The following is a 22,631-nucleotide window of genomic DNA, read 5'->3' as shown; positions in this document are numbered from 1 at the left end:
CCGGGCGGCACGCTCGGCGGCATCCCCGGCCGGCGGCCGGGGATGCCGCTTCATGCCGGGAACCTGCGGTCCACCCAGCGGAAGGTGAACTCGATCAGGGTGGCCGCACCCGCGGCGACGGCCACCGCGATCCACGGCATGGTCGTGCCCTCCAGCTTGAGCTGGAAGAAGTCCTGGAGCCACGGCACGACCAGGACGACCAGGAACGCAAGGCCCATCGCGCCGACGAGCCCCACCCGCCACCAGGTGTACGGGCGGGCGATGATCGCCAGGACCCACATCGAGGTCAGGAACAGGGTGAGGGTCGCCGCGCTGGTCTCGGCCTTCAGGGCGTCCGGGCCGGTGTAGTGGTGCCGGGCGACCAGGTAGGTCACGAAGGTGGCGGTCGCCGCGAGCACGCCGCCGGGGATCGCGTACCGCATCACCCGCTTCACGAAGTGCGGTTTCGCGCGTTCCTTGTTCGGGGCGAGCGCGAGGAAGAAGGCGGGGATGCCGATGGTGAGGGTGGAGAGCAGCGTCAGGTGGCGGGGCAGGAAGGGGTACTCCACCTGCGAGCAGACCACCAGGACGGCGAGCAGGACCGAGTAGACCGTCTTCGTGAGGAAGAGGGTGGCCACGCGCGTGATGTTGCCGATGACGCGGCGGCCCTCCGCGACCACCGAGGGGAGCGTCGAGAAGCTGTTGTTGAGCAGGACGATCTGCGCGACCGCGCGCGTGGCCTCGGAGCCGGAGCCCATGCTCACGCCGATGTCGGCGTCCTTGAGGGCCAGCACGTCGTTGACGCCGTCGCCGGTCATCGCGACGGTGTGGCCCCTGGACTGGAGGGCGCCGACCATGTCCCGCTTCTGCTGCGGGGTGACCCGTCCGAAGACGGAGTTCTCGTCGAGGACCTCCGCCATGGCGGCCCGGTCGGTCGGCAGCTTGCGGGCGTCGACGGTGCTCTCCGCGCCGGGCAGGCCCAGCTTGCCCGCGACGGCGCCGACGGAGACGGCGTTGTCGCCGGAGATGACCTTCGCCTTGACGCCCTGGTCCTCGAAGTAGCGCAGCGTGTCGGCGGCGTCGGGGCGCAGCCGCTGTTCGAGGACGACCAGGGCGGTGGGCCTGACGCCGGTGGCGACGTCCTCGTCGTCGAGTTCGCGGGCCGAGCGGGCCAGGAGCAGGACGCGCAGGCCCTGTTCGTTGAGGTCGTTGATCTCGTCGAGGGCCTGGTCGCCGGCCGGGAGGAGCACGTCGGGGGCGCCGAGCAGCCAGGTGTTGTTCTCGCCGTCGCCCTCGCTGAAGCTGGCGCCGCTGTACTTGCGGGCGGAGGAGAACGGCAGGGACTCGGTGCAGCGCCATTCCGCGCTGTCCGGGTAGGCGTCGATGATCGCCTGGAGGCTGGCGTTGGGGCGCGGGTCGGACTCGCCGAGCGCGCCGAGCACCTTCTTGACGTACGCGGTGTCCGTGCCGCCGAGCGGGCGCAGCTCGGTGACGTCCATGCCGCCCTCGGTGAGGGTGCCGGTCTTGTCGAGGCAGACCACGTCGACCCGGGCGAGCCCCTCGATGGCGGGCAGCTCCTGGACCAGGCACTGCTTGCGGCCGAGCCGGATGACGCCGATCGCGAAGGCGACGGAGGTGAGGAGCACGAGGCCCTCGGGGATCATCGGGACGATGCCGCCGACGGTCCGCGCGATGGAGTCCTTGAGATTGTTGTCCTTGACGATCAACTGGCTGATGATCAGGCCGATCGAGGTCGGGATCATCATCCAGGTGACGTACTTGAGGATGGTGGAGATGCCCGAGCGCAGCTCGGAGTGGACGAGGGTGAAGCGGGAGGCCTCTTCGGCGAGCTGGGCGGCGTAGGCCTCGCGGCCGACCTTGGTGGCGGTGAAGGCGCCGCCGCCCGCGACCACGAAGGAGCCGGACATGACCTGGTCGCCGGGCTTCTTCAGGACGGGGTCGGCCTCGCCGGTGAGGAGGGACTCGTCGATCTCGAGGCCGTCGGCCTCCCCGACGGATCCGTCGACGACGACCCTGTCGCCGGGCCCGAGTTCGAGGACGTCGCCGAGGACGATCTCGGAGGTGGAGATCTCGGCCGTCCTGCCGTCGCGGCGGACGCTGGGTTTGGCCTCGCCGATGACGGCGAGACCGTCGAGGGTCTTCTTGGCGCGCAGTTCCTGGATGATCCCGATGCCGGTGTTCGCGAGGATCACGAAGCCGAAGAGGCTGTCCTGGATCGGGGCGACGATGAGCATGATCACCCAGAGCACGCCGATGATGGCGTTGAACCGGGTGAAGACGTTGCCGCGGACGATGTCGGCGGTGGAGCGGCTGCTGCGGACGGGGACGTCGTTGACGTCGCCGCGGGCCACGCGTTCGGCGACCTCGGCGGTGCTCAGCCCGCCCGGCCTGAATTTCGGTGCGGGCGGCTTCACCGGGTGTACGGGGTCCAGCTCGGCCCCTGCGTCGATGGCGGTCGTGGCGGCTCCGCCCCCCGGCTCCGGCCCATCGGATTCGATCTTCGCCCGCTGCGTCATGCCTTCGACGGTAAGCGGGGTTCGAGCGGTTCACCCCCGGAGGGGCCTGAAGATCCGACTTCGGGATGACCCGGATCGTTCCCTGGTAGCCGACGGCCGCCGGCCGTTCGCCGGTGCGGGTCCGCTTCCCGGGGCTCCGCCCCGGACCGGGCGCCTCGAACGCCGGGCGGGGGCCGGTTCGCGCTATGCCCCGTCGGACCGCCCGGGCTCCTCGGCCGGCGCGGCCTGCTCCGCCTGCCCGGCCTGCCCCGCCGGCGCGGCCTGCTCCGCCTGCTCGGCGGCGTGGCGCTTGAGGGCCGCGTCCCGGCCGCGGACGTACCAGATGCCGATCAGCCCGAGGAAGGCGCCGGCCGCGCAGGTCCACACCCACCACAGCCGGCCGTGGTCGGCGAACCACCCGTAGAAGGGGAGCTGGACCAGGAAGAGGACGAACCAGATGATCGTGCCGCCGGTGACGGTCGCGACCACCGGGCCCTCAAGGGGCTCGGGCGCCTCGTGCTTCGCAGTCCATTTCGCCATGCGGCCAAGTCTAGGCCCGCCGTTTTCGGGTCTACGCGCGGAGATGGACGTCCCTTCGCTCATGTGTTCATACTGAAACGGTGTGGGCGCGGCCCATTTTCTTCGTATGAACCACCCAATGAGGACCGTATGAGCACCCCGGCCCCCGCCCCCGCAGCCACCTCCCCGGAGCCCGCGCCGCCGCACGCCTCCGCCCTGGACCGCTGGTTCAAGGTGTCCCAGCGCGGCTCCACCATGGCCCGCGAGGTCCGCGGCGGACTGGCGACCTTCTTCGCGATGGCGTACATCATCGTGCTGAACCCGATCATCCTGGGCAGCGCGAAGGACATGTACGGGCACCAGCTGGACGGCGGCCAGCTCGTCACCGCCACCGTGCTGACGGCCGCGTTCTCCACCCTCCTGATGGGCGTGATCGGCAACGTCCCGATCGCGCTGGCCGCCGGCCTCGGCGTCAACACCGTGGTGGCCCTCCAGCTCGCCCCGCGCATGAGCTGGGCCGACGCGATGGGCATGGTGGTCCTGGCCGGCTTCGTGGTGATGCTGCTCGTCGCCACCGGCCTGCGCGAGCGGGTCATGAACGCCGTTCCGGTGGGCCTGCGCAAGGGCATCGCGATCGGCATCGGCCTGTTCATCATGCTCATCGGCCTGGTCGACTCGGGCTTCGTCTCCCGCATCCCGGACGCCGCGCACACCACGGTCCCGCTCCAGCTCGGCGGCAACGGCCACCTCCAGGGCTGGCCCGTGCTGATCTTCGTCGTCGGCGTGCTGCTGACCCTGGCCCTGCTGATCCGCAAGGTGCCGGGCGCGATCCTGATCTCCATCGTGGTCATGACCGTGATCGCGGTCGCCGTCCAGCTGATCACCCAGCTGCCGGGCGAGGCCTGGGGCCTGACCGTCCCCGAATGGCCGGGCAACCCGGTGGCGGCGCCCGACTTCGGGCTCGTCGGCCAGGTCAGCCTGTTCGGCGGCTTCGAGAAGGTCGGGATGCTGACCGGCGTCCTCTTCGTCTTCACCGTGCTGCTGTCGTGCTTCTTCGACGCGATGGGCACCATCCTCGGCGTCGGCGACGAGGCCAAGCTGATCGACAGGGACGGCAACTTCCCCGGCATCAACAAGGTCCTGCTGGTCGACGGCCTGGCCGTCGCCTCGGGCGGCGCGACCTCCTCCTCGGCCACCACCTGCTTCGTGGAGTCCACGGCCGGGGTCGGCGAGGGGGCCCGTACCGGACTGGCGAACGTCGTGACGGGCGGCCTCTTCGCCGTGGCGCTGTTCCTCACCCCGCTCGCCACCATGGTCCCCTCCCAGGCGGCCACCCCCGCGCTCGTGGCGGTGGGCTTCCTGATCCTGGCGGGCTCGGTCAAGGACATCGACTGGAGCGACTTCACCATCGCCGTCCCGGCCTTCCTGGCCATGGTGATGATGCCCTTCACCTACTCGATCACCAACGGCATCGGCATCGGCTTCGTGAGCTTCTGCGCGCTGCGCCTGGCGACGGGGCGGGGCCGCGAGGTCCCGGTGGCCATGTACGTCGTGTCGGCGGTGTTCGTCTTCTACTACGCGATGCCGGCCCTCGGCCTCACGTGAGCCCGTAGAACTTCTCTGTCTCGTCGACGGCCGCCTTGAAGCGCTCGTCGAAGTCATCGCGGATGAGCGTCCGGACCACGTAGTCCTGGACGCTCATTCCGCGTTTGGCGGCATGAGTCCGGAGCCGCTCGAGGAGCTCCCCGTCTATGCGCATGCTCAGCACATGTGTCCCCATGCCGAAAGAGTCGGGGCAGCGGGTGCGGACGCGTGTCACTTTCGGCCGCTGACTCACCCGTACGAGTGACGCGATATACCCGGTGTTCTTTAGGGAGGGTAATGAGTTACTCTAAGGACATGCATGACCTCTCCCATGGTGGCGACGCCGCCGCCGTGAACGACCTCCGCTCCGCCGTCATGCGACTGGGCCGCCGGCTCAAGCACCAGCGCGTCGACGAATCGCTGAGCCCGACCGAGATGTCGGTCCTCGGCACCCTCGCACGGTGCGGCCACGCCACCCCCGGTGAGCTGGCCCGGCGCGAGCACGTCCAGCCGCCGTCGATGACACGCATCGTCGCGCTGCTGGAGGCCAAGGGACTGGTCACGCTGGAACCGCACCCCGACGACCGCCGCCAGAAGGTGGTCCGCCAGACGGAGGAGGCCGAAGCGATGCTCGAAGAGAGCCGCCGCAAGCGCAACGCCTTCCTGGCCGGGCTCGCGGCCGAGCTGACCGAGGACGAGTGGGCCAAGCTGCGCGCAGCCGCACCCGTCCTGGAGAAGCTCGCCCACCTGTAGGAACGACACCAGGAGGCGAACGCCCTTGAGTACGGGAAACGGAGCAGACTCCGCACCCGGCCACACATCCACCCTCACTACCGCAGCACCCGCGGGCAAGAACGCGAAGAACTCGATGTTCAGCTCGCTGAAGATACGGAACTACCGGCTCTTCGCGACCGGCCAGGTGGTCTCCAACACGGGCACCTGGATGCAGCGCATCGCCCAGGACTGGCTGGTGCTCTCCCTGACCGGCTCGGCCTCCGCCGTCGGCATCACCATCGCCCTCCAGTTCCTGCCGATGCTGATGTTCGGCCTCTACGGAGGCGTCCTCGCCGACCGGCTGCCCAAACGGCCCCCGCTGCTCGCCACCCAGGGTGCGATGGGCCTCACCGGCATCGCCCTCGCCGTGCTCACCCTGGCGGGACACGTCCAGGTCTGGCACGTCTACCTCGCCGCCTTCCTGCTCGGCCTCGTCACCGTGGTCGACAACCCGGCGCGGCAGACCTTCGTCGCCGAGATGGTCGGCACGGACCAGGTGGCCAACGCCGTCAGCCTGAACTCGGCGAACTTCCAGTCCGCACGGCTGGTCGGCCCGGCGATCGCCGGCGTGCTCATCACCGCCGTCGGCTCCGGCTGGGCCTTCCTGCTGAACGGCCTCTCCTTCGCCGCGCCCCTCGTGAGCCTGCTGCTGATGCGGACGGACGAACTGCACCCGGTCGCACCCCGGCCCCGAGCCAAGGGGCAGCTGCGCGAGGGCCTGCAGTACGTCGCGCGCCGCCCGGAGCTGGTCTGGCCGATCGTGCTGGTCGGCTTCATCGGCACCTTCGGGTTCAACTTCCCGATCTGGCTGTCGGCCTTCGTCGAGGAGGTCTTCCACGGCGACGCGGGCACCTACGGGCTCTTCAACACCCTGATCGCGGCCGGCTCCCTGGCGGGCGCCCTGCTCGCCGCCCGGCGCGGACACTCCCGGCTGCGGCTGCTGGTCTCCGCGGCCGCGCTGTTCTCGGTCCTGCTGCTGGTGACGGCCTTCGCCCCCGGCTTCTGGCTGTTCGCCGCGCTGCTCGTGCCGATCGGGATCTTCGGGCTGACGGTCAACGTCACCGCCAACTCCAGCGTCCAGATGGCCACCGCCCCCGAGATGCGGGGCCGCGTCATGGCGCTGTTCATGATGGTGTTCACCGGCGGTACCCCGCTGGGGGCCCCGCTGCTGGGCTGGATCACCGACACCTACGGCGCCCGGGCGGGCATGGCCGCGGGCGGCCTGATCTCCCTGGCCGCCTCCGTGGTGATCGCGGTGGTGCTGGCGCGCGTCGGCAACCTGCGCCTGCGGGTCGGCCGCCGCGGGCTGACCTTCGTCCCGGCCGCACGCAAGCCCGAACTGGTGGCCGCGGCCTGACGGTGCGGGTCCTCTCCTGGGGATTCGGCTGATGCCGCCGGCCGGGCGGACCAGCCCGCCGGCGGACACCGTTCAGCCTCGCCCGGGGCCCCTCCCAGCGATAGCTGGGGGAGATCGAGGCGCGGGGGTGCGGGGGCAGAGTCCCCGGCAGCGGCGCCGCGCCCGGCACCCACCGCTAGGCTCGGCCGCATGAGACTGTTCGCAGCGGTGCTGCCCCCCGAGGCTGCCCTCGCCCAGCTGGCCGCGGCCGTACGCCCGCTGCGCGACGACCGGCTGCGCTGGACCGGGGAGGCGGGCTGGCACTTCACGCTCGCCTTCATGGGGGAGGTGCGCGAGGAGCTGCTGCCGGAGCTGCACGCCCGGCTGGCCCGGGCCGCCGCCCGTACCGCGCCCTTCGCGCTGCGCCTGCACGGCGCCGGTCACTTCGGCGACCGGGCCCTGTGGGCGGGCGCCGCCGGGGACCTCGACGCGATGCGGCGGCTGGCCGAACGGGCCGATGCCGCCGCCCGGCGGGCCGGCGTACCCATGGACCAGCACCGCCGCTACACCCCGCACCTCACCCTGGCCCGCAGCCGCGACGGCGCGGACCTGCGGCCGTACGTGGAAGGCCTCGGCTCCTACGAGGGCACCTCCTGGCAGGTCGGCGAGCTGAGCCTGGTGCGGAGCAACCTGCCCGCGAGCGGAGTGCCCGGGGAGCAACCGCGCTACGAGGCCGTCGGGGTCTGGCCGCTGGAGGGCTGACGCGCGGAGCGGCCCGTCCTGCAGGGACGGGCCGCTCCTTCGTCATGCGCCGCGACTACCAGCCGCCGGTACCGATCTCCTTGCGGGCACCCAGCTCACCGCCGCCGACCCCCGGGTAGAGGAACAGCTTGCCGGTCGAGTTCTGGACCGCGATCAGGTCGTCCGACAGGTTGGAGTTCAGCAGGTCGCCGCCGATGAGGTCGGACATGCCGTTCCAGCCGCCCGAGCCGATCTCGATGCGCGGGCTCAGGTAGCCCTTGTCGCCGGGGTACATGAACAGCTTGCCGGTGGACTCCTCCACCGCGACGAGGTCCTGGCGGCCGCTGTTGTTCAGGTCCATGCCCGTCAGGTTCGACATGCCGTTCCAGCCGCCGGAGCCGATCATGACCCGGCTGCCGCCGGACGCTATGGTCCCGGCCGCGCTGCCCTTGTACATCCACAGCTTGCCGGTGGAGGCCTCCACGCCCACGACGTCGATCACGTTGTCGCCGTTGAGGTCGGCCGAGGCCAGGTCGGTCATGCCGGCGGTGCCGCCGCCACCGCCGGGGCCGCTGGGCTTCCGTTCCGTCCGCGGCCTGAAGCGGCCACCCCGTTCGGCACGTAGCCCCGGCGGAGCGGGGCACGGTGGAGACATGTACCTCGTCCACGCCCGCTTGCGCGCGGCGCCTCCCCACGAACTCCCCGACGATCTGCGCGAGGCCGTCCGGGCGGGTCTGGACCCCGCCGACCAGGTCGAGCACCTGGCCGTGCACCCGCAGCGGGCCGGACACTTCACCCTCGGCTTCTATCTGCTCGACGACTCCCTGGAGGCGGCCGAGCGGCATGCGGAATCGGTCTGCCGACGCCTGCTCGGAACCCGGGTGCTCCCCGCCGCCCGCCTGCTGGACGTCGGCGTCCCACTCATGCCGCTGTCCCTGTCGGACACGGGGACCGGCTGACGACCGGGCTCTGTCCGCAACCGTCCAGGGACGGTTTGGGCCGGCGGAGATCCCTTCTCCGCCCGGCCGGGGGCGGCTTGGCTGTGTCTCACCGGAAAGGGCCGACGCCACCGCGGGACGCGGGACCACCGGGAGCCACCAGCCGCACATGCCCCAGGGCACTTCGAAGGGGAAACCGGACCTCATGAGCATCACCCGTATCGTCCAGGCCGCCGCGGTCGTCGCCCTCACCCTCGTCGTCGGGACCCCGGCCCTCGCCTCCGCCGCCTCCCTGCCCACCGCGAAGCCCCCGGTCGCCGCCACCCACGACATGAGCTGGCAGTAACCGCTCCGGGCCGCCCCCGGCGCCGGCCCGGCCGGGCGGGCCGTGATCCACGGCACACCGGCAGCGCGCCCCGGGCACGGCACAGCCCCTGCGTCCACGATGCAGGGGCTGCCGCGTTAGTCTCGACGGGTGGATCCCAAGACCAGAAACCGTGTCATGGCCGGCGTGCTCGTGCTGATGTTCTTCGTCGTCGCCGTGGCGGCCGCCGTCGGACAGTAGCCCCGCCGGTCACCGGACCGCCGCCGGGCCCGCTACCAGGCGAACGCCTCCGGCGAGGGACCCGGCCCGGGGAAGATCTCGTCGAGGCCCGCCAGGACCTCCTCGGAGAGCTCCAGCTCCACCGCCCGCAGCGCCGAGTCCAGCTGGTCCTGCGTGCGCGGGCCGACGATCGGCCCCGTCACCCCGGGACGCGTCAGCAGCCAGGCCAGCGCCACCTCGCCCGGCTCCAGCCCGTGCTTGTCCAGCAGGTCCTCGTACGCCTGCACCTGTGCCCGGACCGTGCTGTTGGACAGCGCGTCCGCCGAGCGGCCGCTCGCCGTACGGCCCGAGTCCGCGGACTTGCGGATCGCCCCGCCGAGCAGGCCGCCGTGCAGCGGCGACCACGGGATGACCCCGAGCCCGTACGCCTCGGCGGCCGGGACGACCTCCATCTCCGCGCGCCGCTCGGCGAGGTTGTAGAGGCACTGCTCGCTGACCAGGCCGAGCCGGCCGTGGCGCGCCGCCGTCTCGTTGGCCTGGGCGATCTTCCAGCCGGGGAAGTTGGACGAGCCGGCGTAGAGGATCTTCCCCTGCTGGACCAGTACCTCGACGGCCTGCCAGATCTCCTCGAAGGGGGTCAGCCGGTCCACGTGGTGGAACTGGTAGAGGTCGATGTAGTCGGTCTGGAGCCGCTTGAGGCTCGCGTCGACGGCCCGGCGGATGTTCAGCGCCGACAGCCGGTCCTCGTTGGGCCAGGTCTCGCTCCCGCGGGACATCGAGCCGTAGACCTTGGTGGCGAGGACCGTCTTCTCCCGGCGGCCGCCGCCCTGGGCGAACCAGGTGCCGATGATCTCCTCGGTGCGGCCCTTGTTCTCACCCCATCCGTAGACGTTGGCGGTGTCGACGAAGTTGATGCCGGCGCCGAGGGCCGCGTCCAGGATGGCGTGGCTCTCGGGTTCCGAGGTCTGGGGGCCGAAGTTCATGGTGCCGAGTACGAGTCGGCTGACCTTGAGGCCCGTGCGTCCGAGCTGTGTGTACTTCATGGAGGACAAGCCAACTGCCTGGAGTCCACTCCAGGCAAGACCGCATCGTGAAGGGCGTGTTACGGCGCCGGCTGCGGCCGGTAGGGGCCCCCGATCCCCCAGGCCTGGTGGAGGACCGCCGCGAACTCCCCCGCCAGCCGGTGCTCCCCGGAGGCGTTGGGGTGGGTCCCGTCGTAGGTGTCGTGGTGGATGTCGTACGAGGCCGGGCGGGCGGCCAGCAGGATCGGCGAGGCGGCGGTGGTCAGGTCGGCGACCGCCTTCGCCAGGAGTTCGTTGAAGCGGGTGACCTCGTCCGCGAAGGGCGCGTCCACCTCGGCGCGGACGTTCGGTATGACCGGGAGGAACACCATCCGGACGTCCGGGCGGGCGGCGCGCGCCCCCTCGACGAAGCGGCGGACGTTGTCGGCGGTCTGGTCGGCGCGGGTGTAGAAGCCGAGGTCGATCAGGCCGAGGGAGACCAGCAGCACCTCGGCGCCGCAGGCGCGTACGGCGGGGCCGACGAGGGGGGCCATGTGCTGCCAGCCCTCGCCCCAGCCGGCCAGGTGGCGGCGGGCGGGCTCCGGGAAGGCCGGGTCGGCGTAGGCGTGGCTGACGGGCGCGTCGGCGCCGGTGTCGTACAGCTCGTGGCGCGGGCCGACGATCTCGTGGGGGCCGTCGGGGGTGGCGCTCAGGTGCTGCCACATCCGGTAGCGCCAGGTCCAGTCACCGGCGCGTCCGATGGTCATGGAGTCGCCGACGAACATGAAACGCATCCGGTCATCATCGCGGATCACGGGGCGGGCACCCCTGTGATGCCGGACACGCGGCGCGGGCTGGCAAGCTGGGGAGATGCGTCTGCTGTCGTTGCCGTCCGCCGTTGTCGCCGCCGTCGCCGTCGCCGTCCTGCCGCCGGGTGCGGCGTCGGCGGCGGAGGGCCCCGGCGCGGCGTCGTTCACCATCACCGATCCCCGGATCAAGGAGTCGAGCGGGCTCGCCGCCAGCCGCATCCACCCGGGGGTGTACTGGACCCACAACGACAGCGACGACGGCCCGTACGTCTACGCGGTGGACTCGGCGACCGGGAGGACGGTGGCCCGCGTGACGCTGACGGGGGTCGGTACGCCCCGCGACGTGGAGGCGATCTCCCTGGGCCCGGACGGGCAGTTGTACGTCGGCGACATCGGCGACAACCTGGACGGGAGCTGGGACCACGTGTGGATCTACCGCTTCCAGGAGCCGAAGCAGCTCGGCGACACCACCGTCAAGGCGACCCGGTTCACGGTGAAGTACGCGGACGGGCCGCGCAACGCGGAGGCGCTGATGGTGCATCCGGTCACGGGCCGGGTGTACATCGCCAGCAAGAGCGAGGAGAAGGGCGGGCTGTACGAGGGCCCTGCGGAGCTGTCGGCGGGCGCGCCGAACGTGTTCCGGCGGGTCGCCGGCCTGCCGTGGGTGACGGACGGGGCGTTCTCCCCGGACGGCGGGCACCTCGCGCTGCGCGGGTACTTCTTCGCGAAGGCGTACCCCTGGAAGGACGGGCTGCCGCAGGGCGCGGGCGAGCGGGTGGACGCGCCGTGGCAGGGCCAGGCGGAGTCGGTGACCTGGACGGCGGACGGCTCGGCGCTGATGTTCGGCGCGGAGGGCGGTTCCAGCCGGGTGATCGCGGTCCCTGCGGGACCGGCCCCGGCGGCCTCCCCGACGCCCGGGGCGGCGAAGCCGGGCTCCCCGCCGGACCCCGCTCCCGCCGCGCAGTCGCCGGCTCCGGAGGGCAGCTTCACCAAGGGCGCCCTCGTCCTGGCGGGGGGCACGGTGCTGGTCGTCGCCGCCAAGCGGCTGTTCCGGCGCCGGGCCCCGAAGTAGCGGTCCGGCCCCGGCCTCAGCGTCCTGCGGCGACCGCCGCCGCCAGGAAGGTCCAGCCGTCGAGCTTCGTCTCGCCCCGCTCCTGCGGTTGCCACCCGCCGGCCAGCGCCGCGTCGAGCAGGACCCGTACGGTGCCCGGCTCGTGCAGGTTCAGGGCGCCGGCGCCGACCTCGCCGACCTCGCCCGAACCCGTGGTGAAGCCCGACACGTACCGGCCGGGACCCTCGTCGAAGACGAAGCGCAGCAGGCCGCCGCTGCCCGGCGGGTGGGAGTTCAGGGTGAGGGTCTTGCGGCAGCCGCCGCCCTCCAGCACCTGGTGGCCGTGGCGGACCGTCCACAGGTAGGTGCGCCCGTCGGCGACGAGCCGGCGGGGACGGTGCTTCTTGCGGGGCATGCGGCCGACCCTAACCCCCGGGCCGGGTCCTGCCGGGGGTCAGGCCGAGTCGACCAGGGAGGAACGGGAGCGGGGTGCTCCGTCCGCCGCGTCCGCCGTGGCCGGCACCCGCGGGAAGGTCAGCCACAGCGCCACCGCCATGCCGAGGACGGCGGTGAGCGAGGCGAGGGTGTAGGCCAGGCACACCCGGGTGGCGGCATCGCCGGGCATCAGGGTGACGCCCAGCAGGACCACGGTGGCCACGGCCCAGGACAGCAGCTGCAGGCTGTGCTTGTGCAGGACCATCAGGGCCTGGCCGAGGACCATGGCCAGCATGTAGAAGAGGGTGCCGGCGGAGATCCAGAAGAACACCGCCTGGCCGAGTCCGTCCTCGGCCTTGAACAGCACCTGGATCAGCCAGGGCCCGAGCAGGGTGGCGGGCACACCGCCGGCCACGCCGAGCGCGGTGACCACCAGGCAGGTGCGGCCCAGAAGCCTGGAGAAGCCCGCCCGGTCACCGGCCGCGGCCGCCGCGGACAGCCCGGACAGCAGCGAGGCCTGGAGCGAGCCGAAGACGAACAGCGGCACGCGCGCCAGCACGATGACGTTCAGCAGGCCGGCGACGAGCGCCGCCTCGGCGGGGGCCAGCAGCTTGGTGCTGACGACGGCGGCGTTGACGACCACCTGCGCGAGCAAGGTCGAGGCGATCAGCGGGCCGAGGCCGCCGAGCAGCCCCCTCCAGCTCTCGGCCGGCCCGGGCCCGAGGCCCCGCAGGACGGGGCGCAGGGTGACCAGGACCGCGAGGAGCGGCGCGAGCGTGAGGATCAGCGCGAACGCCAGCGGGGAGCGGACGCCCGCCAGGGCGAAGGCCACGGCGGCGCCGATGCGCAGGACGCCGTCGATGCCCAGCTGCCAGCCGAAGGGCGCGAAGTGGCCGAGTCCGGCCAGGACGCCGCGGGTCACGTTGCTCGCGGCCAGGGTGACGAAGGCCAGCGCGAGCGCCAGGACCATGTCGGAGCGGCCGTCGAAGAAGGTGTCGGCGAGCGGGCGGGCGGCGACGGCCATGCCGCCGAGCAGCAGGCCGCACATGGCGACGGTGAGGACCGTCACACGGCGCAGCACGCCGGAGACCCCCTGGCCGCCGACCCGGTGCGCGGCGACGATCCGGGTGAGCTCCTGCTCGACGGGGAAGAAGAGGCCGATGCCGACCGCCATGAGGATCGTCCACACGACGGACAGCGCGGCCATGCCCTCGGTGTCGAGGCTGTGGCCCGCCGCCATCAGGTGCACGTACGAGGCCGCACCGAGCACGACCGTGCCGCCGATCACCAGCAGGGTGCCCGGCGGCAGGGTGTTGGACAGCCTCGCCAGCGGCGACCTCTTCAGGGGCGCCGCCGCATCCGACGTGTTCACGACTGCTGGGCGGCCCTCACCTTGAGCGGCTCCCACCAGGCGCGGTTCTCGCGGTACCAGTCGATGGTGGCCTTGATGCCGTCCTCGAAGGTGATCTGCGGCGCGTAGCCCAGCTCTTCGCTGATCTTGCTGATGTCGATGGAGTAGCGCAGGTCGTGGCCCTTGCGGTCCTCGACCCGGTCGACCATCTCCCAGCCGACGCCGGCGGCGTCCAGCAGGACGCCGGTGAGCTCCTTGTTCGTCAGCTCGGTGCCGCCGCCGATGTTGTAGACCTCACCGGCGCGGCCCTTGCGCAGGACGAGGTCGATGCCGCGGCAGTGGTCGGAGACGTGCAGCCAGTCGCGGACGTTGCCGCCGTCGCCGTACAGCGGGACGTGCTTGCCGTCCATGAGGTTCGACACGAACAGCGGGATGACCTTCTCGGGGAACTGGTACGGCCCGTAGTTGTTGGAGCAGCGCGTCACCACGACGTCCATGCCGTGGGTCCGGTGGTAGGCCAGCGCCAGCAGGTCGGAGGAGGCCTTCGAGGCGGAGTACGGGGAGTTCGGCGCGAGCGGCCACTCCTCGGTCCAGGAGCCCTCGGTGATGGAGCCGTACACCTCGTCGGTGGAGACGTGGACGAAGCGGCCGACCCCGTGCTTGCGGGCCGCGTCGAGCAGCACCTGGGTGCCGACGACGTTCGTCATCACGAAGGGGCCGGCGCCCGCGATGGAGCGGTCCACGTGGGACTCCGCCGCGAAGTGCACGACGGCGTCGTGGCCGGCCATCACCTGGTCGACGGCGTCGACGTCGCAGATGTCACCGCGGACGAAGGTGTAGCCGGGGTGACCTGCGACGGGGGCGAGGTTCTCCTCGACGCCGGAGTAGGTCAGCTTGTCGAGGACCGTGACCTGGGCGGCGGGGTCCTGCGACAGGAGGGAACGGACGAACTGCGAGCCGATGAAACCGGCGCCACCGGTCACGAGAATGCGCATAGTGCGTTCAGCTTACTGTGCGACCACCGGCGGGCTCACTGCGCGGTCGGCGGGCGGCCCTCGCGGGTTACCTCACCCGAAGGGACGCAACGTATGGTGGCGTCCATGCGTGGAATTCTCCTTGCGGGCGGCACCGGCTCCCGCCTCTGGCCCTTGACCCGAGCCGTGTCGAAGCAGCTGCTCCCCGTCTTCGACAAGCCCATGATCTACTACCCGCTCTCCACGCTGGTCATGGCGGGGATCCGCGAGATCCTCATCATCACCACCCCCCAGGACCAGGAGCAGTTCCAGCGGCTGCTCGGCGACGGTTCGCAGCTCGGCCTGGACCTCCAGTACGCCGTGCAGGAGCGCCCCGAAGGCATCGCGCAGGCCTTCGTGCTCGGCGCCGACTTCATCGGTGACGAGCCGGTCGCCCTGATCCTCGGCGACAACATCTTCCACGGCAGTGGCCTCGGCACCCGCCTCGCGCAGCGCAAGGACCCCAAGGGCGGCATGGTCTTCGCCTACCCGGTGGCGGACCCGACCGCGTACGGCGTCGTCGAGTTCGACGAGGACGGCCAGGTCATCTCCATCGAGGAGAAGCCGGAGAAGCCGAAGTCCCGCTACGCGGTGCCCGGCCTGTACTTCTACGACAACCGCGTGGTGGAGATCGCCCGCACCATCGAGCCCAGCGCGCGCGGCGAGCTGGAGATAACCGCGGTGAACGACGCCTACCTGCGGTCCGGCGAGCTCCAGGTGACGGTCCTGGACCGCGGTACCGCCTGGCTGGACACCGGCACCTTCGTCTCCATGGTCCAGGCCTCCGAGTTCGTGCGCGTGATCGAGGAGCGCCAGGGCTTCAAGATCGGCTGCATCGAGGAGACCGCCTGGCGGTCCGGTTTCGTGAGCGACGACCAGCTCCGCGAGCTCGCCGAGCCGCTGCTCAAGAGCGGGTACGGCGAGTACCTGCTGGAGCTGCTCGACGGGGAGAACGGCCGATGAAGTTCCGCGAGCTCTCCATCGAGGGCGCCTGGGAGATCACCCCGGTCCAGCACGGCGACCCGCGCGGGCTGTTCATGGAGTGGTACCGCTTCGACCACCTCGCCGAGGCCGTCGGACACCCGCTGCGCCTGGCGCAGGGCAACCTGTCGGTGTCGGCGAAGGACGTCGTGCGCGGCATCCACTTCGCCGACGTCCCGCCCGGCCAGGCCAAGTACGTGACCTGCGTGCGCGGCGCCGTCCTCGACGTGATCGTCGACCTGCGCGTGGGCTCGCCCACCTTCGGCACCTACGAGTTCGTGCGCCTCGACGACGTGGACCGCCGCGCGGTCTACATCTCGGAGGGGCTGGGCCACGGCTTCTGCGCGCTGAGCGACGACGCGACGCTGTCGTACCTGTGCTCGGAGACCTTCAACCCGTCCGCCGAGCACTCCGTGCACCCGCTCGACCCCGATCTGGCGATCGACTGGCCGTCCGGCGCCGCCTCGCAGCTGTCGGCCCGCGACGCGGCCGCGCCCTCGCTCGCCGAGGCCCTCGCGTCCGGTCTGCTGCCCGACTACGACGCCTGCCTGCGCCACCGCCGGTCGCTGAGCGACGGCAGCTGAGCCCCGTCCCGTCCCTCCCGAAACCCCTGGTGCGCCGCCCATGACAACTCTCGACATCATGCTGCCCTACTACGGCGACGTGGCCCTGATGCAGGCCGCCGTACGCAGCATCCTGGCCCAGAGCGACCCCGAGTGGCGGCTGGTGGTGGTCGACGACGGCAAGGAGCCGGACGTCCCGGGCTGGTTCGCGGAGCTGGACGACCCGCGGGTCTCGTACCAGCGCAACGAGCAGAACCTCGGCGTCACGGGCAACTACCGCAAGTGCCTGGGCCTGGTCCGCGAAGAGCACTTCGTGATGATGGGCACCGACGACATCATGCTGCCGAACTACGTGGCCACCGTGCGGGCCGCCCTCGCCCGGCACCCCGGCGTCGGCATGGTCCAGCCCGGTGTCCAGGTGATCGACGGCAACGGCAAGCCCACCGAGGGACTGGTCGACCAGTCCAAGAAGCGGCTGTACGCACCCCGCGTCAAGGGTGAGCTGCTGATGGGCGGCGAGCAGCTCGCCACCAGCCTGCTGCGCGGGAACTGGCTGTACTTCCCGTCCATCTGCTGGCGCACCGAAGCGGTCCGCAAGGCGGGCCTGCGGGACAACCTGGAGGTCACGCAGGACCTCGCGCTGGAGATCGACCTGATCCAGGCCGGCGAGCGGATGCTGATCTCCGACACCCTGTGCTTCCAGTACCGCAGGCACGCGGTCAGCATCTCCTCCCAGCAGGCCTTCACCGGCCGGCGCTTCGAGGAGGCCAACCGCTTCTTCATGGACGTCGCGGACCGGCTGGACGCGCAGGGCTGGACGAAGGCCGCCAAGGCCTCCCGGCTGCACCTGTCCTCCCGGATCCACGCGGCGACGATGCTGCCCGGCGCCCTGAAGAACAAGCAGAGCGAGGGTGCCCGCACCCTGCTGCGGCACGTCGTCGGCAACGACCACCGCTGACCGGACGCCGCGCGGCCCCGCGCCGCGCGCCCCGTCCGCCCACCCCTGCGACCCCCGGGAGCCCCCGCCCATGTCCGTCACCAGCCCGTCCCTGCCCCGCGTGGCCGTCCTCGGGGCCACCGGCTTCATCGGCCGCAGGCTGTGCGCCACCCTGCACGAGCGCGGCCACGGCCTGCTGGCCGTCGCCCGCAAGCAGCCGGCCGTCGCACTGCCCGGCGAGTTCGCCGCCTTCGACCTCACCGTCGACGCGCCGGCCGAGCTGGCGGAGCTGTTCACCGCGCACCGCGTCGACGTCGTCGTCAACGCGGCCGGCGGCATGTGGGGGCTGACGGACGAGCAGATGGTCCCCGCCAACCTCGGCATGGTCAGCCGGCTGCTGGAGACCCTCGACGCGATGGCGACGCCGCCGCGGCTCGTGCAGATCGGCACCGTGCACGAGTACGGGCTCTTCCCGGTCGGCGAGACCTGGACCGAGGACTCCCCCGCACGGCCCTCGACGGTCTACGGGCAGCTCAAGCTCCAGGCCACCGAGCTGATCGCCTCGGCCGTCCGTGACGACGGCCTGGACGCCGTCGTCCTGCGCCTGGGCAACGTCGTCGGGGCCGGGCAGCCCGCGCACAGCCTGCTCGGCGTCATGGCCGGCAAGCTGGCCGAGGCGCGGGCCGCCGGTACCGTCGCCGAACTGTCCCTGATGCCGCTGACCGCGCAGCGCGAGTTCCTCCACCTCCAGGACGGGGTCGACGCCATGGTCGCCGCCCTCGCCCCGGCGGGCCCCTGCCCGCCCGTCCTCAACCTCGGCCTGGGCCGGGCGACCTCCGCCCGTGAACTGGTCGAGCTGCTGATCGAGGAGAGCGGCGTGCCCACGCGGATCACCGAGGTCCCCGCCCCGGACGGCACCGGCCCCGAGACCGAATGGCACCAGCTGGACATCGGCGCCACCGAGCGCGCCCTGGACTGGAAGCCGGTCCGCAGCCTGCGCGACGCCGTCGCCGAGCTGTGGACGGCCGCCTCCGCGGACCGGGACTGACCTCCCGGTCCGCCGGACCGAATCCGGGCACGCGCCAGGAGCACGGCGCCGCCCGTCGGTAGGATCCCGCGAGGCCCCCGTAGGCCCCCACGCCGAGCCGGCCTCCCGGCGCTACCCCCTCCCAGGAAGCCTGACCCCCTATGTCTCGCAGAGCACCCGTCCTGCCCGGCCACCGCGGAACCCTCGCCGAGCTGTACTCCTCGCGGGCCAACAGCTTCGGCGTGCTGAGACTGGTCCTCGCCTCGTCGGTCGTGCTCTCGCACGTGTGGCCGCTCGGCTGGGGCCCGCTGGACCCGCTGTGGCGCTGGAGCGGGGAGCAGACCGACGTCGGGAAGATGGCGGTGATCGGCTTCTTCGTCCTGTCCGGCTTCATGATCACGGGCAGTGGGGCGCGGTCCACCTCCGGCCGCTACGCCTGGCACCGGGCCCTGCGCATCCTGCCGGGCCTGTGGGGCTCGCTGCTCGTGTCCTCGCTGCTGATCCTGCCCGCGCTGTACTACTGGCTGCACGGCTCGGTGAACGGCTACTGGAACCACGCCGAGGGTCCGTTCAGCTACCTCAAGGGCATGTGGAACACCTCCATCAGCACCCACTGGGACATATCCGGGGTGGTGGCCGAAGGAAAGGCCCGCGGGACCAACTTCGACGGGAGCGTCAACGGCGCCCTGTGGTCGCTGAAGTACGAGATCTTCTGCTACGTCATGGTGGGCCTGCTGGCCGCCGGCGGAGTCCTGCGCCGGGCCCGCAGGTTCGTCCCGCTGCTGGCCGGGGCCCTGGGCCTGCTGATCCTGCGGGACTGGCTCACCGCCCCCTCCCTGCGCGGCATCCCCGGTGACATGGCGTCGGCCGTGCAAGTGCCGCTGCTGGGCAGCATGTCGGTGCACTTCGTCGTCCACCTGTGCTTCGTGTTCCTGATCGGGGCCTGCTTCCAGCTGTACCGCGACCGGCTCCCGATCCACGACGGACTGGCCGCGCTGTGCGCCGTCGTCCTCGGCGCCACCCTGCTCTTCGGCGGCGTCTTCGTCTTCGGCTACCCCGCCTTCGCCTACCTGCTGCTCTGGCTCGCGGTGCGGCTGCCGAGCCCCTTCCAGAAGGTCGGCCGCAAGCGCGACTACTCGTACGGCATCTACATCTACGGATTCACCGTCGAACAGGCGCTGGCCCTGATGGGCTACGCCAAGTACGGCAAGCCCGTCTTCCTGCTGCTGGCGATGGCCGGCACGGTGGCCCTGGCGGCCCTGTCCTGGCACCTGGTCGAGTCGCCCGCGATGAAGCTGAAGAACTGGACGCCCTGGTTCGTACGGAAGCTGCAGCGCGGCCCGGCCGCCACCGCCCCGGAGCAGCCCGCCGCCACGGCACCCGTCCCGGCGCCCGGCGAGGCGAAGCCGGAGCAGTCCTCCACGGTCTCCGCCTGACCCGCACCCGTACCCGTACCGTCACGACCGCGCCCGCCCGGGTCCTGCCCGGGCGGGCGCGGTCGTACGCGGGGGCGGTGCCTCAGGAGTGGCCGAGGTCCGCGGCCTGGAGGTCCGAGACCGGGACCGAGCCGGTGTCGGGGGCCGGGCGCAGCGGGAACTCGTCCGTGGCCATGGAGTCGAGCACCGGCGGCGCGGGGCGCAGCGGCGCGGGCATGACGGCGGCCTCGGAGTGGCCGCCGCAGCCGTACGACAGGGAGACCAGGCGGCCGTCGGCCGGGCTGAACTCGTTGGCGCAGACGCCGAAGGCCTGGCCGAGCGAGCCGCCGATCGCGACGAGGAAGCCGCAGGACACACACGAGGCGGGTGCCGCCTGCGCCATCGGGGTCTTCGCCCCGAACGAATCGTCCCAGCGGTCGGCGGCACTGTGCAGCCCGTACCGGGACAGGACGCGTGCGCGCCGCATGCCGAGTTCCTCGGCGACGGAGGTGATGGAGCCGCGCACCGGGACCACGGTGCGGTCGGTGACGTCGGCGTCCTCCGCCTCGACCAGTTCGGCCATCTCGGGGGAGACCACGGAGTTCGGCGGCGGGGCGTCCTCGCCCGACCAGCCCGGCTCCAGCCGCAGGTCCTCGGCGTCGGTGGGCAGCAGGTCGCCGGGGCCCATGTCGCCGGGGCGCAGCCGTTCGCTCCACGGCACCCACTCGGGGGCGAGCAGGGCGTCGTCGCCGGGCAGCAGCACCGTTTCGTCGAGGGTGACGTTCTTCGCGCGGGAGGCGCGGGTCACGGTGACGGCCCAGCGCCAGCCCCGGTAGCCGGGTTCCTTGCACTCGAAGTAGTGGGTGACGACCCGGTCGCCCTCCGCCACGACGGAGGAGTGCTCGCCCACCACTCCGGGGAAGGCGGCCTCCTCGGCCGCCGCACGGGCGAGTTCTACCGCCTCGACACACAGGCGGTCGGGGGTACGCGGGGTACGGCTTCGCGTCGTCGCAGCACTCACTGGTCTCGTTCTCTCCTACGCCGTCTCACGTGTGCGCCGTCCGTACTGTCGTCCACAACGACCCGTCGGTGCTGTCCGTACGTGGCGCGGGCGGAGCGGACCAGAGGGCCGCGTCGACGTCCGCACCCGATCGGCCTCGGGCGCACCTGCCTGCGATTCCATTCTGCGGGATCACGAAGAGGCGCGCGGCCAAGAGCAACCGCCGGTGGCGCGCTACGCACGCTACCTCCTCCGAAGCCCTGCGCCCACATGCAAGGTCCGATTCGCGGAACGAACGGGCACCCGGCGGGCACCGTCCGGGTACCGGACCGTGGCCGGCCGGACGCCCGCGACGCGCCGGGAGGGGTCCGCGCGGGCCCTGTGGGGCACTATGGCGAGGTGGCACCCGTACGGTCGTCCGTCGACGGCCCGGGACCGGCCAGGAGGGCCGGCCGGGCTCTGGGGCGTGCCCTGCACCTGCCCATCACCGGTACGGCGCGGGGGATCCGGCGGGCCACGCACGCGCACGGGGCCGGCGAGTCCGGACTCGGCAAACTGATCGAGCTGCACGCCATCAACGGCGCCGGCGACGTCATGATCACGGTGGCGCTGGCCTCGACGGTCTTCTTCTCCGTCCCCACGGACGAGGCCCGCGGCCGGGTCGCGCTGTACTTGGCGATCACGATGGCGCCCTTCACCCTGCTGGCCCCGGTGATCGGGCCGCTGCTGGACCGGCTGCCGCACGGGCGGCGGGCCGCGATGGCGGCCGCGATGCTGGCCCGGGCGCTGCTGGCGGTGATGATGTCGGGCGCGGTGGCGACGGGCGGGCTGGAGCTCTATCCGGCGGCGCTGGGCGTCCTGGTGGCGTCGAAGGCGTACGGGGTGGTCAGAAGCGCCGTGGTGCCACGTCTTCTTCCGCCTAACTTCTCACTCGTCAAGGCGAACTCCCGGGTCACGCTGGCCGGTCTGCTCGCCACGGGCGCGGCGGCGCCGGTCGGGGCCGGTCTGCACGCGATAGGGCCGCAGTGGCCGTTGTACGGGGCCTGCGTGGTCTTCCTGTGCGGCACCTTCGCCGCCTTCACGCTGCCGCACAAGGTGGACGAGGCCAAGGGCGAGCGCCGGGCCCGGCTCTCCACGCACGAGGCGCACTCGAAGCGGCCCGGCCTGCGCACGGTCAGCCGCTCGGTGCTGTGCGGTCTCCTGGCGAACGCCTCGATGCGCGCGCTGTCCGGCTTCCTGATCTTCTTCCTGGCGTTCCTGCTGCGCGAGCACCCCCTGGGGGGACAGAGCGCGGCGGTGTCGCTGGGCATCGTGGGCGTCTCGGCGGGCGTCGGCAACGCGTGCGGGACGGCGGTGGGCGCGTGGCTGCGGGCGCGGGCCCCGGAGGCCATCGTCGCCTCGGTGCTGTCGGTGACCCTCGGCGTGGCGATCCTGGCGGCGGTCCTCTTCAGCGGCCTCTTCATGGCCGTGCTGGCGGCCACGGCGGGCTTCTGCCAGGCCCTGGCGAAGCTCTCGCTGGACGCGATGATCCAGCGGGACGTCCCGGAGGCCGTGCGCACCTCCGCCTTCGCCCGTTCGGAGACGCTGCTCCAGGTGGCCTGGGTGCTGGGCGGCGCGATCGGCATCGCCCTGCCGCTGAACGGCGTCCTGGGCATGGTCGTCGCCGCGGCCGTGGTGGCCCTGGGCACGACGATGGCCATCCGCGGCTTCCTCTCGGCCCCCCACCCCCACCACCCGGGCACCCCCCGCCCCCGAGTCGCCTGACCCGCCCCCGGCACGGCCTGATCACCCCCTCCCGCGAGGCGGACGACCGGCCCCGCCCAGACCGGATCCCCCCGGAGAGAGCCGACCGGCCCCACCGGGGCCCCACCCAGCCCCGCCGCCGATCGAGGCGCGGGGTCCGGGGCGGAGCCCCGCGCAACGGCACCGCAGCCCGACCCCCCGGCCAGCCCGAATCGGGCCCCACCCGGGCCCCACCCAGCCCCGCCGCAGCCCGACCCACCGGCCAGCCCGAATCCAACCCCACCCGGGCACCATCCAGCCCCGCCGGCGATTGAGGCGCGGGGTCCGGGGCGGAGCCCCGTGCAACGGCGCCGCACCCGCCCCGCGGCAGGCCG

23 protein-coding genes are annotated in these 22,631 nt (G+C 72.2%); 13 read left to right on the top strand and 10 right to left on the bottom strand.

Features of this window, described 5'->3' with window-relative positions:
* Positions 1 to 50: 50 nt before the first annotated feature.
* Positions 51 to 2,516 carry an HAD-IC family P-type ATPase gene (locus tag ACFWUZ_RS21045; RefSeq protein WP_384374783.1) on the bottom strand — a complete coding sequence of 822 codons (2,466 nt, stop codon included), beginning with the start codon at positions 2,514 to 2,516 and terminating at the stop codon, positions 51 to 53.
* 183 nt (positions 2,517 to 2,699) lie between these two features.
* Positions 2,700 to 3,035 (bottom strand): DUF2530 domain-containing protein, encoded by a 336-nt coding sequence (locus tag ACFWUZ_RS21040; RefSeq protein ID WP_384374780.1) that lies wholly within the window; start codon positions 3,033 to 3,035, stop codon positions 2,700 to 2,702.
* A 129-nt stretch (positions 3,036 to 3,164) separates the two neighbouring features.
* Between ACFWUZ_RS21040 and ACFWUZ_RS21035 the strand changes: the two genes are divergently transcribed.
* On the top strand, positions 3,165 to 4,619 hold the full coding sequence (locus ACFWUZ_RS21035) for an NCS2 family permease (protein WP_384374777.1): 1,455 nt from the start codon (positions 3,165 to 3,167) through the stop codon (positions 4,617 to 4,619).
* On the opposite strand, the gene ACFWUZ_RS21030 is transcribed toward ACFWUZ_RS21035, so the two are convergent.
* On the bottom strand, positions 4,612 to 4,794 hold the full coding sequence (locus ACFWUZ_RS21030; RefSeq protein ID WP_031146958.1) for a hypothetical protein: 183 nt from the start codon (positions 4,792 to 4,794) through the stop codon (positions 4,612 to 4,614). The genes ACFWUZ_RS21035 and ACFWUZ_RS21030 overlap by 8 nt on opposite strands.
* A gap of 119 nt (positions 4,795 to 4,913) precedes the next feature.
* Here ACFWUZ_RS21030 and ACFWUZ_RS21025 point away from each other — a divergent pair, with 119 nt between their 5' ends.
* The 3 genes from ACFWUZ_RS21025 (at position 4,914) to thpR (ending at position 7,470) form a co-directional block, all read left to right on the top strand.
* Positions 4,914 to 5,351 (top strand): MarR family winged helix-turn-helix transcriptional regulator, encoded by a 438-nt coding sequence (locus tag ACFWUZ_RS21025; protein WP_384374774.1) that lies wholly within the window; start codon positions 4,914 to 4,916, stop codon positions 5,349 to 5,351.
* 25 nt (positions 5,352 to 5,376) lie between these two features.
* Positions 5,377 to 6,729 (top strand): MFS transporter, encoded by a 1,353-nt coding sequence (locus ACFWUZ_RS21020; protein ID WP_384374771.1) that lies wholly within the window; start codon positions 5,377 to 5,379, stop codon positions 6,727 to 6,729.
* Positions 6,730 to 6,918: 189 nt separating this feature from the next.
* Positions 6,919 to 7,470 (top strand): RNA 2',3'-cyclic phosphodiesterase, encoded by a 552-nt coding sequence (gene thpR, locus ACFWUZ_RS21015; RefSeq protein WP_384374768.1) that lies wholly within the window; start codon positions 6,919 to 6,921, stop codon positions 7,468 to 7,470.
* A gap of 55 nt (positions 7,471 to 7,525) precedes the next feature.
* On the opposite strand, the gene ACFWUZ_RS21010 is transcribed toward thpR, so the two are convergent.
* Positions 7,526 to 7,990 carry an FG-GAP-like repeat-containing protein gene (locus ACFWUZ_RS21010; protein WP_384374765.1) on the bottom strand — a complete coding sequence of 155 codons (465 nt, stop codon included), beginning with the start codon at positions 7,988 to 7,990 and terminating at the stop codon, positions 7,526 to 7,528.
* Positions 7,991 to 8,102: 112 nt separating this feature from the next.
* Between ACFWUZ_RS21010 and ACFWUZ_RS21005 the strand changes: the two genes are divergently transcribed.
* Positions 8,103 to 8,408 (top strand): hypothetical protein, encoded by a 306-nt coding sequence (locus ACFWUZ_RS21005; protein WP_384374763.1) that lies wholly within the window; start codon positions 8,103 to 8,105, stop codon positions 8,406 to 8,408.
* A gap of 184 nt (positions 8,409 to 8,592) precedes the next feature.
* On the top strand, positions 8,593 to 8,733 hold the full coding sequence (locus tag ACFWUZ_RS21000; protein WP_384374760.1) for a hypothetical protein: 141 nt from the start codon (positions 8,593 to 8,595) through the stop codon (positions 8,731 to 8,733).
* Positions 8,734 to 8,984: 251 nt separating this feature from the next.
* Here ACFWUZ_RS21000 and ACFWUZ_RS20995 read toward each other — a convergent pair whose 3' ends face one another.
* Both ACFWUZ_RS20995 and ACFWUZ_RS20990 read right to left on the bottom strand, forming a co-directional pair.
* The gene (locus ACFWUZ_RS20995) at positions 8,985 to 9,974 is read right to left on the bottom strand and encodes an aldo/keto reductase (protein ID WP_384374757.1); all 990 of its coding nucleotides are present in this window, start codon (positions 9,972 to 9,974) and stop codon (positions 8,985 to 8,987) included.
* Between the two features lie 59 nt (positions 9,975 to 10,033).
* The gene (locus tag ACFWUZ_RS20990) at positions 10,034 to 10,726 is read right to left on the bottom strand and encodes a GDSL-type esterase/lipase family protein (RefSeq protein WP_384374754.1); all 693 of its coding nucleotides are present in this window, start codon (positions 10,724 to 10,726) and stop codon (positions 10,034 to 10,036) included.
* A gap of 76 nt (positions 10,727 to 10,802) precedes the next feature.
* On the opposite strand from ACFWUZ_RS20990, the gene ACFWUZ_RS20985 reads away from it, so the two are divergent.
* A complete protein-coding gene (locus ACFWUZ_RS20985) occupies positions 10,803 to 11,813 on the top strand; it encodes a WD40 repeat domain-containing protein (protein WP_384374751.1) in 1,011 nt (336 codons plus the stop codon).
* A 16-nt stretch (positions 11,814 to 11,829) separates the two neighbouring features.
* On the opposite strand, the gene ACFWUZ_RS20980 is transcribed toward ACFWUZ_RS20985, so the two are convergent.
* Genes ACFWUZ_RS20980 through rfbB form a run of 3 tightly spaced genes read right to left on the bottom strand, consistent with a single transcriptional unit; the run spans position 11,830 to position 14,573 of the window.
* Positions 11,830 to 12,207 carry a hypothetical protein gene (locus ACFWUZ_RS20980; RefSeq protein ID WP_384374748.1) on the bottom strand — a complete coding sequence of 126 codons (378 nt, stop codon included), beginning with the start codon at positions 12,205 to 12,207 and terminating at the stop codon, positions 11,830 to 11,832.
* A gap of 39 nt (positions 12,208 to 12,246) precedes the next feature.
* Positions 12,247 to 13,599 carry a lipopolysaccharide biosynthesis protein gene (locus ACFWUZ_RS20975; protein ID WP_384374746.1) on the bottom strand — a complete coding sequence of 451 codons (1,353 nt, stop codon included), beginning with the start codon at positions 13,597 to 13,599 and terminating at the stop codon, positions 12,247 to 12,249.
* Positions 13,596 to 14,573 (bottom strand): dTDP-glucose 4,6-dehydratase, encoded by a 978-nt coding sequence (gene rfbB, locus ACFWUZ_RS20970; protein ID WP_384374743.1) that lies wholly within the window; start codon positions 14,571 to 14,573, stop codon positions 13,596 to 13,598. Before rfbB ends, ACFWUZ_RS20975 begins: the two co-directional genes overlap by 4 nt.
* A 105-nt stretch (positions 14,574 to 14,678) precedes the next feature.
* On the opposite strand from rfbB, the gene rfbA reads away from it, so the two are divergent.
* The 5 genes from rfbA (at position 14,679) to ACFWUZ_RS20945 (ending at position 19,535) form a co-directional block, all read left to right on the top strand.
* Positions 14,679 to 15,554, top strand: coding sequence for a glucose-1-phosphate thymidylyltransferase RfbA (gene rfbA, locus ACFWUZ_RS20965; protein ID WP_384374740.1), 876 nt, complete (start codon positions 14,679 to 14,681; stop codon positions 15,552 to 15,554).
* On the top strand, positions 15,551 to 16,156 hold the full coding sequence (locus ACFWUZ_RS20960; protein WP_384374737.1) for a dTDP-4-dehydrorhamnose 3,5-epimerase family protein: 606 nt from the start codon (positions 15,551 to 15,553) through the stop codon (positions 16,154 to 16,156). The genes rfbA and ACFWUZ_RS20960 overlap by 4 nt, the downstream gene beginning before the upstream one ends.
* A 40-nt stretch (positions 16,157 to 16,196) precedes the next feature.
* Positions 16,197 to 17,093: a glycosyltransferase family 2 protein gene (locus tag ACFWUZ_RS20955; RefSeq protein WP_384374735.1), complete on the top strand. Its 897-nt coding sequence runs from the start codon at positions 16,197 to 16,199 to the stop codon at positions 17,091 to 17,093.
* A 70-nt stretch (positions 17,094 to 17,163) separates the two neighbouring features.
* Positions 17,164 to 18,120 carry an NAD-dependent epimerase/dehydratase family protein gene (locus ACFWUZ_RS20950; RefSeq protein ID WP_384374732.1) on the top strand — a complete coding sequence of 319 codons (957 nt, stop codon included), beginning with the start codon at positions 17,164 to 17,166 and terminating at the stop codon, positions 18,118 to 18,120.
* Between the two features lie 140 nt (positions 18,121 to 18,260).
* On the top strand, positions 18,261 to 19,535 hold the full coding sequence (locus ACFWUZ_RS20945) for an acyltransferase family protein (RefSeq protein WP_384374729.1): 1,275 nt from the start codon (positions 18,261 to 18,263) through the stop codon (positions 19,533 to 19,535).
* Between the two features lie 82 nt (positions 19,536 to 19,617).
* Here the strand turns inward: ACFWUZ_RS20945 and ACFWUZ_RS20940 are convergent, their stop codons facing one another.
* Positions 19,618 to 20,535, bottom strand: a complete 918-nt coding sequence (locus ACFWUZ_RS20940) for a DUF3027 domain-containing protein (protein WP_384374726.1) — start codon at positions 20,533 to 20,535, stop codon at positions 19,618 to 19,620.
* A 360-nt stretch (positions 20,536 to 20,895) separates the two neighbouring features.
* On the opposite strand from ACFWUZ_RS20940, the gene ACFWUZ_RS20935 reads away from it, so the two are divergent.
* Complete coding sequence (locus ACFWUZ_RS20935; RefSeq protein WP_384374723.1) at positions 20,896 to 22,278, top strand: MFS transporter; 1,383 nt, start codon at positions 20,896 to 20,898, stop codon at positions 22,276 to 22,278.
* Positions 22,279 to 22,631: the final 353 nt, after the last annotated feature.

The sequence above is a fragment of the Streptomyces sp. NPDC058646 genome (assembly GCF_042716875.1).
Taxonomy (GTDB): domain Bacteria; phylum Actinomycetota; class Actinomycetes; order Streptomycetales; family Streptomycetaceae; genus Streptomyces.
The sequence above is the reverse complement of the archived record's forward strand: the minus strand, read 5'-3'. Positions and strand labels throughout refer to the sequence as shown.